The following is an 11,621-nucleotide window of genomic DNA, read 5'->3' as shown; positions in this document are numbered from 1 at the left end:
GTTTAGGACGGGAGGTGAATCCCGTAAGATTTTCTGTGGTTTGATTATTATCTGATAGGGAAACTTAATCCTACGTTAATGTTTACCCCTGCATTCTGATAACTTGTACTTGGCTCTTTAGTAATATCTCCGAATCCGCGAATGTATCGTACGTCTGTATTCAACCATGTTTCTCGTTTGATACGGAAATTAAATCCGGCGCCAATCTGTCCACCTACATCAGCCGTATTAAATACCTGTTGTCCGTTTGAAAGTTCGTTTCCTCCTTTATCTGTCGAACCTGCCAAGATTCCTAGATATGGCCCGGCAAATAATTTCGGACGAAAAGCCTCTCCTTGTTGCCCAAAATAATACACGGCTAATACAGGAATTTGAATGTAATGAATTCGCTCGATATTCCCTCCGTTTTGTACTCTTGTTCCAAACTGCGAGTAATTCGCTTCAACAGTTACTCCAAAGTTAGTGTTAATACTATGGTTTAAGAACAAACCCGCATTCAGACCTGTCAATACGTCGAAACTTTCGGCTCTTGGTGCATACGATGTAAAATTAATCCCCAATTTCGGCCCCCATGAAGTTGTTGGTTGAGCATAACTAGCAAATGTCATGGTAAGCAAAGCACCTAATAAAAACAATTTGGTTTTCATGATAATGGAATTTAGTAGTAATAATGTGTAAAAAACTGTTTACGCTTTTACAGCTAAAAATACTATTCCACTAAGACAAACTCTTTAAGAAAATATTATGTGTGGCAACGCATATACAAAATATTGAGGAAAATTTTCCCCGTAAATCATCACTTTAAAAACTCTATGCTTTGTTTTTGTAATCCGTCTTATAAGAACAGGCCATTTAAGCATATCTGTGTTAGTCAACCAATTTGTCAATAGTATTCTTTATCAAATAAGAAAATCTAATTATTTGAGCCAGACAATTCAATGAAGTTTACTCCTTTACTTTAAAATCTGGTGTTTGGGCTCTCGCAAAATACTGTATTCTAAATAGTGATGAAAATCCTAACCACTATTGGTCACCATCCAACAGTTCGATTTTACCAAAAACTACCCCAAATATTTTGAAAATATAAGCTTAAGCCGGAAATTTAGGATGACGCCCAGTATTGAATAACAATCCACAATTAGTCGTCTGCATAAATGCTATTAAAATGAAGAAAATGAAGTATTCGGTTTTTCAGGAATTTCTCAGAAGAGGAAAAGAACTGGCCGACATACAGGTATCCGGAAGGTCGTTTAAAAGAGCGATTGTCCATTTTCACCAGTATGTATTTTCGGAGTTAGTTAAAGTATTAACCACTAAAGTGGAACCAGAAAAGGTTACCCATATGGTGGGAACCTTTTTGAGCTGGGAGAACAATAGTTTGCAAGTAACAACCACTAAAGTGCAACCAGAAATGGTTACCCATATGATGGGAACCTTTTTGAACGACGACATAGTTACGGAGTCATTTCGAAAAAGTTGGATTAAAAATGTTGAACAAGTTCAATGTAAAAATACATAGTGGTTTTGTAAATTTGAGCAAATTTATTGGTTTTGACGAAGCTCAGAATCCAATTTGGTTGTAATCCATATAAAAATTAATTAGATGAACATCCAGACATTTAAAAGCACACTTTCGGCTGCAAAAGTACCGCAAGATATATCCCCTTTACTTCAAGCCCTTTGGTACGATTATAACGGAGACTGGGAAGCTTCACATAACATTGCTCAAAGCAAAGAAGGCACACAACCATATGATCGTTTGCATGCCTACCTACATCGCAAAGAAGGCGACCAATGGAATGCGAATTATTGGTACAGGAGAGCCGGAGAAACTATGCCCAAAATCTCGATAGAAGAAGAATGGGAAGAATTAGCCAACAGATTAACCAAAAATTAAATGTATTTTTGCCAAACATATAGAGCAATAGAGGAAACGGGATTATCTGAAAAACTATGAATTATTTATCAGCTGAAAATATAGGAAGGAATTTAGGAGAACGCTGGCTTTTTAAAAATCTTACGTTTGGTATTTTACAAGGAGAAAAAGTAGCTTTGATTGGCTCAAACGGATCGGGGAAATCTTCACTGCTCGATATGCTGGTTGGCAAAATAGACGTTGATGCGGGTGAAATAAGTATAAGAAAAGATATAAGAACGGGCTATCTTGATCAGAACCCTGATTTGCCAGCAGGGAAAACAGTACTAGAGACTATTTTTGCTTCAGAAAATGCACTCACACTTGCTATTAAAGAATACGAAATTGCACTGAATCTGCACGATGATAAAAGGCTGGCTGATGCTATTGAAAAAGTAGATACGCTAAAAGCATGGGACTACGAAGTAAAAGTAAAGCAGATTTTAGGTAAATTAGGTATCACAGATTTTGATAAACTCATTGGCAACCTATCTGGAGGCCAGCAGAAACGTGTAGCACTTGCCCGTGTATTGATTGAAGAACCTGACTTCCTGATTTTAGACGAACCTACCAATCACTTGGATCTAGATACTATCGAATGGTTGGAAGGCTATCTATCCTCATCAAATATTACTTTACTTTTGGTTACCCACGACCGTTATTTCTTAGATAAAGTCTGTAACCGAATCTTAGAAATCGCCGATAACCAGATTTATAAATTCACAGGAAATTATAATTACTATCTAGAGAAAAAAGAAGCTCAGGAAGCTGTAAATGCAGCTACCCAAAAGAATTATAGAAACCTGCTGCGGAAAGAATTAGAATGGATGCGCCGCCAGCCAAAAGCTCGCGGGACAAAATCGCAGAGCCGGATTGATGCTTTCTATGATTTGAAAAGCAAGACTGTTAAGAAAGGCCCTGAAGAAAAATTGGAATTGAGCATGAAGATGGAGCGGATGGGTAGTAAAATCATTGAAATACAACATGTGAGTAAGGCTTTTGATACGCAAAAGGTAATTTCGGAGTTTTCGTATACTTTCAAGAGGGGTGATAGAATTGGAATTGTGGGCAAAAATGGAATGGGTAAAACTACCCTGCTTGAAGTTATCACTGAGAAAGTAAAACCTGATATGGGTAGGGTTGTAACGGGCGAAACCATTAAAATAGGATACTATTCACAAGAAGGGCTGGATTTTGAAGATGGGCAAAGAGTAATAGATGTAGTGCGAGAGATTGCCGAATATGTAAAAATGGCCGATGGAAGCGAGCTTTCTATATCCAATTTCCTGACACTATTTTTGTTTCCACCGGCTATGCAATATAGCTTTGTTCATAAATTGAGTGGTGGCGAAAAACGTCGTCTGCAATTATTGAAAATATTGGTTCAAAACCCGAATTTTCTGATTTTAGATGAGCCCACTAATGATTTGGATATCTCGACGCTGAATGTACTGGAAGATTTCTTAATCAGCTTTGGTGGTTGTCTGTTAGTAGTATCTCACGACCGTTATTTTATGGACAAAATTGTTGACCACCTTTTTGTTTTCGAGGGTAATGGTCACATCAGAGATTTTCCGGGTAATTATACTGATTATCGTATCTGGAAAGATGAACAGCCTATTCAGAATGCAAATGGGAACGTAGAAAGTAGTTCTGATAATAAACCATCTATTGCGCCACAGATCCAGAAAGTAGAAAGTAAAAGAAAGCTAAGTTTCAAAGAACAAAAAGAGTACGAAAGTCTCGAGAAAGACCTTGAAAAATTAGAATCAAGCAAAGCGCAACTGCTTGATAAAATGAATTCTGGTAATGGTTCGCACGAAGAACTGGCAGCTTGGGCGAAAGATTTTGAGAAAATAAATGAAGATATTGCCGAAAAAGAAATGCGTTGGTTAGAATTATCAGAATTAGCTTAAGGTATTCAAAATGTATATGCTCCTTCTGTGTAATTTATTAATAAATTATTAAAACTATTTTCAACCTTTATATAAACACAAAACCTATGAATCTTTCTAAATGCATTCTTGTTCTTTTGTTAGGTATTTCTGTCAATAGCTTTGCTCAATCGAAAGGTATTCCTATTCAATCATACAACCACGTGGGATTATATGTAAAAGACCTACAGGCAAGCGCTAAATTCTATCGTGAAATTGTGGGTTTACAACCGCTTACGGTTCCTGATAACCTAACAGCTATCAGACGTTGGTTTCAGATTGCACCAGGGCAGGAATTACACCTTTTATTAGGGAGAAAAGATCCGGTAACTAATAATGATAAAAATGGTGGGCACTTTTCGTGGACTATCCCTGCAAAATCTGCCGATAGTATTGAGGCATATTTAAAGGAAAAAGGTGTAGCTTATCATCGCCAGCAAAGATTTGACGGAGCGTATCAGATTTACGTTACTGATCCGGATGGTTACGTAATTGAATTGAATGAGCCTAAAGTACAATAAAATCTATTCAGAAAAAGCTAAAAGATATTTCGATGGAACAGGTAAATAGTTGGTTACAATATTTAATGGATTCGGAAGAATTAATCCGAACGGGGGGCTTAGTAGCTATTACCCTGATTATTTTCATTGAAAACGGTTTCTTTTTTGGTTTCTTCCTTCCCGGCGATTATCTTTTGTTCCTTTCAGGCGTGTTCTGTGGTACCAAAATCCTGAATGTTCCACTCCCGCTATTGATGCTTTGTATATTTCTTGCAGCAGTAATAGGTTCGTTTGTTGGGTATTTTTCTGGTTGGTATTTCGGCGACCGGATACAAGCAAGGCCGGACTCCCTATTTTTCAAGAAAAAGCATATTGAAAGCACCCGTAAGTATTTTGCCAAATATGGTAGCCAGACATTGATCATTGCTCGTTTTCTTCCGGTAGTGCGCACGTTCTCCCCTATTCTGGCCGGAATTGTAAAGATGCAATTTTACAAGTTTTCAATTTTTAATGTTTTAGGTGGAGCTATCTGGGTACTTTCGCTTGTTGGCGGTGGTTTTTATTTTGGAGAGCGTTTTCCCGGAATTATCAATTACGTAGAATATATCATTATTTTCTTCCTTGCGGTAACAACCTTTACGGTTGTCAGAGGTTATCTGAACGCAAAGAAAGAATTGAATGAAAGTAAATAAATACTGGTGCAAACCTACAATAATACAGATTTACATCAGTATTTATTTCAAATGACTTTCTAGTTGCAATGATAACGTTCTGTTTATATTGCACATATTGGCCTGATTTTACATGTCGAACTCAAAAAGAAAAATTCAATTAAACAATCTACGGTATTTGATTAAGGAAGTGTTTAGTCACAGCAAAATATGCATCTTTCTTTGTCACTATCTAATCTTTTACACTTACTTTTGGTATAGATTTAAGACTTTTCTTTATAGCGACACGTCTTCGTCTGGCCACTTTAATTTCATATCCATTAGTCAGATAAATTCTCACGTCTTTTTGATACGACCGATACTGGCCGATATACAACTGATTAACAAGATAAGATTTGTGTACGCGTAAGAAGCCTTTTAGGCGCTCATCGGCTTCATGATGTTTAAGTGACAAAGAAGAGACAATCTTCTTGCCATCTTTTAGGTAAAACTCGGTATAGTTAATATCTGCTTTGAGATAAACTATATCCTGCGAATAGATATTATAATCTTTAAACATAACCAGGGAGTTTTAGAGGGTTTCGATTAAAATTCTTTGATAAGTGTAGATAAATAGCAGTTTGACCTAATTGAGAAATCACTTGCGATAGCAGTTTCATTCCTCTTTTTTTTATCAAAGTTCTAAAAGAAAGAAAGCAGATAAAATACTAACCTAATGGTATTTTTGATGGAATCTTCTACTGTCCAGACAGTATATGTCAAGCCCACAAAAGTATAAATACGCTGGTAGTCACATGATTATACGTGAGTCAGTTTAGAAATTGAAAAGTAAGTCGATAAGTTAAATCAGAATTTTGGGTCAATAAACTCCCACTCTCTGATGTGTGAAGGTTGGTGTTCTTTTTTGACAATAGCTTCAAATTGCTTTATCAATTCAGGGTGAAGACTACTAATGTCAGTAGTTTCTTTTTCGTCGTTTTTTAAATCGTAGATTTCCCAGTTGGCGTCTTTATCTTTTTTCATATTACTCTTCACGCCTTTAAAGTTACCCATACGAACAGCCACCTGTCCGCCCTTTTCGGGAAATTCAAAATAAAGGTAAGGATGATGTTTTTGCTGTTGAGTATTGCCTAGTAGGGTTGGCAGAAAAGAGATACCATCGTTTTTGGCTGGTTTTACTCCCGTAAGCTCAGCTAGTGTTTCCATCAAATCGTATTGGGTAGACACTAAATCCGAGATTTGTCCGGCTTTTATTTTCTTTGGCCATTTGGCTATAAAAGGTTCTCTGATACCACCCTCATACAAATCCTGCTTTCTGCCACGAAGTCCGGCTATGCTGTTGAAAAAATTAATATCAGCCCCACCTGTATCAAAAGTAGCACCGTTATCACTGCTGAACATTACCAATGTGTTTTCATCCAGGTTCAGTTCTTTTAGCAAGGCCATAATACGCCCTATCTGTTTATCCATATAGGTAATCATAGCAGCATAAGTAGATCTAGGGTAAAGGGTTGAAGCATAGCCTTTCTCTCCTCTATAAGGCTGCTCCTCAAATTGACCAATATACTCTTTCACAGCTTCTTCGGGAGCCTGAAGAGATAAGTGTGGGCCAGTGTAAGGTAAGTATAGGAAGAAAGGTTCGTCTTTATGTTGGCGGATATAAGTAAGCGTTTTCTCGGCCATCTTTGTTAATGAATAATCCTTGCCTTTGAATTTCTCAAATGCCTGGGGATTTGTTTCATCTTTCGGCAAAGCCTCATGTACCTTAATGTACGAATTGCGCAAAGTATCCCATTTACCATTTTCCCAAAGGTGAGTTGGATAGAAGTTATGTGCCTGTTTCTGGTCCAGGTAACCGTAGAAATAATCAAAGCCGTGTTTGTTAGGATCTCCGGTTGAGTTACTCATGCCCAATCCCCATTTACCAATAGCTGCTGTAGCATACCCAGCCTTTTTCATCAAATCAGCAATGGTAAAAGCACCTTCTGGTAAAGGCATCTGGCCTCCCTCTTTGTTGTCTTCAAAACCACCCAATTCGTAGTTCCCTCTGATATAGGCATGTCCTGCATGTTTGCCGGTCATAAGCATGGTTCTGGCAGGTGCACAAACAGGTGCACCGGTATAATGCTGAGTAAATCTTATGCCTTCTTTAGCCAGTTTATCCAGATTTGGAGTCTTGATTTTTGTTTGTCCATAACAACCTAATTCGCCATAACCCAGATCATCTGCATAGATATAAATCACATTAGGCTTTTTAGCTTTTTGGGCTTGTAAACTTAATGCGAAGAAGCATAGGAACAAGATTGCGACGATTCTCATTTCAATTGGTGGGTTATATCAGACTTATAGATGGTCTAAATTAAAGAAAGAGTATCACAAAACTATATAAGTCTTATGATACTCTTTAGTTTATAATTTATTTTATTTCTTCGTAATGGCCTTAATAGCGTCTACTTCGCTTTGTTTGTAAACAGAGCCATCAGTACGGAAAACCTCGTGGAACCACAAAGCAGGCTCTCCACCATTTGGCATCGGCTCATCCCATGCAAAGATTGTATTGGTTTTACCTTGTACCAACCCCCAATTAATCGCACCTACTTTGTATTTAGCAAATATTGGCAAACAGGTTTCAAAAGTACTTTTATGTTTGCGGGCCATATATTCGGTACAAATCAACGGACGTTTGTATCTGCTTTTCAATTCTTTAATTTGCGCCTCCAGGTTTTCAGCATCTTTATAATTATGGAAAGTAATGATATCTGAATTAGCAAACATAAACTCATTACTCATTGGATGGTCTGTCCACCAACCTGCAGTAATTGGTTGAGATGGTTTTGCAGCTCTTGCCCATTCAAATGATTTTCTTAATAATGGCATTACGGCATCATTATAGCCCGAATTGCTTGGCTCGTTGAATAAATCCCATACAACTACCCTTTTATCATTGGCAAAAGTACCGATAATATCTTTAGTGTAAGCTTCCAGGCTTCCCCATGTTCTTGAATCGAACAACATTTTGGTGCCCGGGCATCTTGCCCAACCTGAATTATGCTTGCCAATAATTGGCTCCATTTGCTTGCCTGCTTTTGGATTGTCATTCCAGCAAGAATCAAATAAGACAAACATGATTTTGATATGATGTTTATCTGCAATAGTCAGGAATTGGTTGATTCGGCTGATAAAACCAGCTTTGTCGGTATCATAAGGAATATTATGCAGAAACACTCTCATAATATTCATGCCCAAACCTTCTGCCCAACCTAATTCTTTATCAATTGTCGCTGGGTCAAAAGTATCGGCCTGCCACATTTCCAATTCATTAATGGCTGTGTTCGGAATATAATTAGCACCTACAAATTGTGGCTGCTTTGCATACCAGGCATTGGCTTTTTCTACTGTCCATCGTTGTGCGTTGGCAAGAAAGGAAACAAATAATAAGAGCAACAAAAGGCTTTTTTTCATGAGAATACGAATACTTGATTTATTTATGTTTAAAAACTATTTGAATTACAATTTAAGAGCGCTCATTTCTTTTATAGCATTATAAACTCTTTGGGAAAGAGTGCAAATAGTAGGTCAGGTAAAATGACTAGGGGTTAATATTACACAGGGTATTACAAAATTAATACTTTGTAATACCCTGTCAAATTAATCTGAATTTAAACTAACTCTTCTACTTTTTCCGCAGCCTTTTTCGTAACCTTTCTGATGGCATCTACTTCACTTTGTTTGTAGACAGAACCATCAGGTCTGAAAATATCATGAAACCATAAGTCCGGTTCATCTCCCTCAGGCCAAAGTTCGTCCCAAGCATAAATAGTATTTGATTTACCCTTCACTAAGCCCCAGTTAATGGCTCCTACATTGTACTTAGCTAATATAGGCAAACAGTCTTCGAAAGTGCTATCATGTTTTCGTGCCATATATTCGGTACAAATCACAGGTCTCTTATATTTTTTTTGCAATTCTATAATCTGTGCCTCCAGATTCTGCGGGTCTTTATAATTATGAAAAGTAATAATATCTGAATTAGCAAACATAAATTCATTACTCATATCGTGGTCATCCCACCAGCCAGCAGTTAAAGGTTGCGAAGGTTTGGCAGCTCTCGCCCACTCAAATGCCTTTTTCAACAGAGGCATTACTGCATCGTTATAGCCCGAATTACTAGGCTCATTGTAAACATCCCACATGACCACTCTTTCATCCTCGGCAAAAGTGCTGACAATGCCTTTAGTGTAGGCTTCCAGGCTACCCCACGTTCTTGAATCAAACAACATTTTAGTGCCCGGACATCTTACCCAACCCGAGTTATGTTTACCCGGAATAGGTTCTATTTGCTTGCCTGCCACCGGATTATCATTCCAGCAGGAGTCAAACAAAACAAAAATCACTTTTATATGATGCTTATCTGCAATTTCCAAAAATTGATTAATGCGACTGATAAAACCCTTTTTGTCGGTATCATAAGGAATATTATGTAGATACACTCTTATAATGTTCATTCCAAGGTCTTCTGCCCAACCTAATTCTCTGTCAATAGTTTCAGGATCAAAGGTATCAGCCTGCCACATTTCCAGCTCATTAATAGCAGTACTCGGAATAAAGTTTACACCTACAAACTGGGGTTGTTTAGCATACCAGGCATTAGCTTTTTCTACTGTCCATCTTCGCGCATCAGCAAAGTATGAGGCAGAGAAAAAAGGTGTCAAAAAGTTTTTTCTCATGACAAACGAATAATTATTTAGGTTATATAAATGTTTGGTTAAAATTACAATCGTTGAGCTTTCATTTCTTTAATGGCGTGGTCAACTGCACGGGCAGTGAGTGCCATATAAGTTAATGAAGGATTTTGAGTTGAAGTAGAAGGCATACAGGCCCCATCTGTCACAAATACATTTTTGCAATTGTGCATCTGGTTCCATTTATTTAGCATAGAAGTTTTAGGGTCTTTTCCCATTCTTACACCACCCATTTCGTGGTTTTCACTACCTGGATTTCTTTTGGTATCAGATGTCTGAATATTTTTGAATCCTGCTTTTGAATACATTTCTGAAAACTGTTCCCAGAAATCTTTCAGCATCTTATCGTCATTATCATCATACTGAACCGACACATGCAACTGCGGAATACCGTACTTATCTTTTAAATCTTTATCTAACCAAACCCGGCTTACTTCCTTAGGAATCGTTTCACCCATCATGTGGGAGTTTATTTGCCAAAGTCCCAATTTTGGTTGCATCAACTGGCTTTTCAAATCTTCACCAATACCTGTACCACTTGGTACCAAACCACGCGAAGTGCTGAAACCTGCGGCATACCCTCTCAAAAAGTCGGTTTCCTGCTTATATACATTCCGGAAACGAGGCACATAACTGCTATTCGGGCGTTTGCCCTCAGTCGTTGAATCCAGCAATCCATCATATTCGGCAGTAATTCTACCCCTGAAAGTATGGAATGCCATGTATTTCCCTAAAATGCCATTATCATTTCCTAATCCATTCGGAAAACGATTAGAAATAGAGTTCAGCAAAATCAGGTTAGAATTGACTGTAGAAGCATTCACAAAGATAATTCGGGCATAATACTCAATCATTTCTTTGGTATTGGCATCTACAATGCGCACACCAACTGCCTTTTGCTTTTTCTCATCATAAATAACCGAATGAACCACCGAATGCGGACGAAGTGTAAGCTTGCCTGTACGCATGGCCCAAGGGATAGTGGCAGATGCACTGCTGAAATATCCTCCATAGGGGCATCCTCTCTCACATATGACACGGTTCTGGCATTGAGCACGGCCTTGTTTATAATGAATATCTTTGGGCTGTGTCAAATGAGCCGCGCGGCCCATCACAACATATCTATCCTTATAATGAATTGACATTTGTTGTTTGAAGTGTTTTTCAACACAACTCATTTCGTGAGCCGGTAAAAACTCTCCATCCGGCAAAGTAGGCACACCATCCCGGTTACCAGAAATCCCTGCAAACTTTTCTACGTAACTATACCAAGGAGCAATGTCGGCATATCTGATAGGCCAGTCAGTAGCATAACCATCGCGAGCCGGGCCTTCAAAATCAAAATCGCTCCAGCGTTGGGTTTGTCTTGCCCACAACAACGAGCGCCCTCCTACCTGATAAGCACGCATCCAATCAAAAGGATGCTCCTGAACATACTCTTGCTCTGCATCTTTTACTAAAAAATGCAAGGTACTTTCACTAAAAATATAATGTCTGCTTGGGATTTTGTATTCTTCGATAACAGCCTTGGGCACTTGTCCTAAGTGTTCAAACTCCCATGGATTCTTTAAAGTAGTAGGATAATCTTTAACGTGTTCAATATTACGTCCACGTTCTAAAACAAGGGTTTTCAATCCTTTTTCAGTCAGGTCTTTCGCTGCCCAACCACCACTCATACCAGAGCCAATCACAATAGCATCGAAAGTACGTTCTTTAATGCTGTCAATATTCAAATACGACATCAGGAAATTCTTATTAGGGTTCTAAATCTGAATAGGTTAAATAGGTCTTTATTACGTTATTTCCTATGTAAATATTTTAATTTTCAGTCAAAAAATCAATACTTTTTCTAAAAATAT

Annotated in this window: 11 protein-coding genes; 5 read left to right on the top strand and 6 right to left on the bottom strand. The window is 37.9% G+C overall.

From position 1 onward, the window contains the following. Positions 1–47: 47 nt before the first annotated feature. A complete protein-coding gene (locus D0T08_RS21405) occupies positions 48–647 on the bottom strand; it encodes a porin family protein (RefSeq protein WP_116984730.1) in 600 nt (199 codons plus the stop codon). A gap of 518 nt (positions 648–1,165) precedes the next feature. On the opposite strand from D0T08_RS21405, the gene D0T08_RS21400 reads away from it, so the two are divergent. The 5 genes from D0T08_RS21400 to D0T08_RS21380 all read left to right on the top strand — a co-directional run bounded on the left by D0T08_RS21400 (position 1,166) and on the right by D0T08_RS21380 (position 5,041). Next, complete coding sequence (locus D0T08_RS21400) at positions 1,166–1,519, top strand: hypothetical protein (protein ID WP_116984729.1); 354 nt, start codon at positions 1,166–1,168, stop codon at positions 1,517–1,519. 84 nt (positions 1,520–1,603) lie between these two features. Next, on the top strand, positions 1,604–1,897 hold the full coding sequence (locus D0T08_RS21395; protein ID WP_116984728.1) for a hypothetical protein: 294 nt from the start codon (positions 1,604–1,606) through the stop codon (positions 1,895–1,897). Between the two features lie 56 nt (positions 1,898–1,953). After that, complete coding sequence (locus D0T08_RS21390) at positions 1,954–3,831, top strand: ABC-F family ATP-binding cassette domain-containing protein (RefSeq protein WP_116984727.1); 1,878 nt, start codon at positions 1,954–1,956, stop codon at positions 3,829–3,831. An 86-nt stretch (positions 3,832–3,917) separates the two neighbouring features. Then, positions 3,918–4,370: a VOC family protein gene (locus tag D0T08_RS21385; protein ID WP_116984726.1), complete on the top strand. Its 453-nt coding sequence runs from the start codon at positions 3,918–3,920 to the stop codon at positions 4,368–4,370. A 32-nt stretch (positions 4,371–4,402) separates the two neighbouring features. Then, positions 4,403–5,041, top strand: a complete 639-nt coding sequence (locus D0T08_RS21380; protein ID WP_116984725.1) for a DedA family protein — start codon at positions 4,403–4,405, stop codon at positions 5,039–5,041. A 211-nt stretch (positions 5,042–5,252) separates the two neighbouring features. Here D0T08_RS21380 and D0T08_RS21375 read toward each other — a convergent pair whose 3' ends face one another. From D0T08_RS21375 to D0T08_RS21355, 5 genes are all read right to left on the bottom strand, one after another. After that, positions 5,253–5,579, bottom strand: coding sequence for a LytTR family DNA-binding domain-containing protein (locus D0T08_RS21375; RefSeq protein WP_116984724.1), 327 nt, complete (start codon positions 5,577–5,579; stop codon positions 5,253–5,255). Positions 5,580–5,866: 287 nt separating this feature from the next. Next, the gene (locus D0T08_RS21370; RefSeq protein ID WP_116984723.1) at positions 5,867–7,339 is read right to left on the bottom strand and encodes an arylsulfatase; all 1,473 of its coding nucleotides are present in this window, start codon (positions 7,337–7,339) and stop codon (positions 5,867–5,869) included. Positions 7,340–7,441: 102 nt separating this feature from the next. Then, on the bottom strand, positions 7,442–8,482 hold the full coding sequence (locus D0T08_RS21365; protein ID WP_116984722.1) for a cellulase family glycosylhydrolase: 1,041 nt from the start codon (positions 8,480–8,482) through the stop codon (positions 7,442–7,444). Between the two features lie 197 nt (positions 8,483–8,679). Then, positions 8,680–9,747 (bottom strand): cellulase family glycosylhydrolase, encoded by a 1,068-nt coding sequence (locus D0T08_RS21360; protein WP_116984721.1) that lies wholly within the window; start codon positions 9,745–9,747, stop codon positions 8,680–8,682. Between the two features lie 44 nt (positions 9,748–9,791). Beyond that, positions 9,792–11,504, bottom strand: a complete 1,713-nt coding sequence (locus D0T08_RS21355; protein ID WP_116984720.1) for a GMC oxidoreductase — start codon at positions 11,502–11,504, stop codon at positions 9,792–9,794. Positions 11,505–11,621 lie beyond the last annotated feature (117 nt).

It is taken from the genome of Emticicia sp. C21, assembly GCF_003418935.1.
Lineage (GTDB): Bacteria > Bacteroidota > Bacteroidia > Cytophagales > Spirosomataceae > Emticicia.
The sequence above is the reverse complement of the archived record's forward strand: the minus strand, read 5'-3'. Positions and strand labels throughout refer to the sequence as shown.

Coding starts and splice junctions, on each gene's coding strand:
- D0T08_RS21405 (WP_116984730.1), bottom strand. CDS start 647: ATGAAAACCAAATTGTTTTTATTAGGTGCTTTGCTTACCATGACATTT.
- D0T08_RS21400 (WP_116984729.1), top strand. CDS start 1,166: ATGAAGAAAATGAAGTATTCGGTTTTTCAGGAATTTCTCAGAAGAGGA.
- D0T08_RS21395 (WP_116984728.1), top strand. CDS start 1,604: ATGAACATCCAGACATTTAAAAGCACACTTTCGGCTGCAAAAGTACCG.
- D0T08_RS21390 (WP_116984727.1), top strand. CDS start 1,954: ATGAATTATTTATCAGCTGAAAATATAGGAAGGAATTTAGGAGAACGC.
- D0T08_RS21385 (WP_116984726.1), top strand. CDS start 3,918: ATGAATCTTTCTAAATGCATTCTTGTTCTTTTGTTAGGTATTTCTGTC.
- D0T08_RS21380 (WP_116984725.1), top strand. CDS start 4,403: ATGGAACAGGTAAATAGTTGGTTACAATATTTAATGGATTCGGAAGAA.
- D0T08_RS21375 (WP_116984724.1), bottom strand. CDS start 5,579: ATGTTTAAAGATTATAATATCTATTCGCAGGATATAGTTTATCTCAAA.
- D0T08_RS21370 (WP_116984723.1), bottom strand. CDS start 7,339: ATGAGAATCGTCGCAATCTTGTTCCTATGCTTCTTCGCATTAAGTTTA.
- D0T08_RS21365 (WP_116984722.1), bottom strand. CDS start 8,482: ATGAAAAAAAGCCTTTTGTTGCTCTTATTATTTGTTTCCTTTCTTGCC.
- D0T08_RS21360 (WP_116984721.1), bottom strand. CDS start 9,747: ATGAGAAAAAACTTTTTGACACCTTTTTTCTCTGCCTCATACTTTGCT.
- D0T08_RS21355 (WP_116984720.1), bottom strand. CDS start 11,504: ATGTCGTATTTGAATATTGACAGCATTAAAGAACGTACTTTCGATGCT.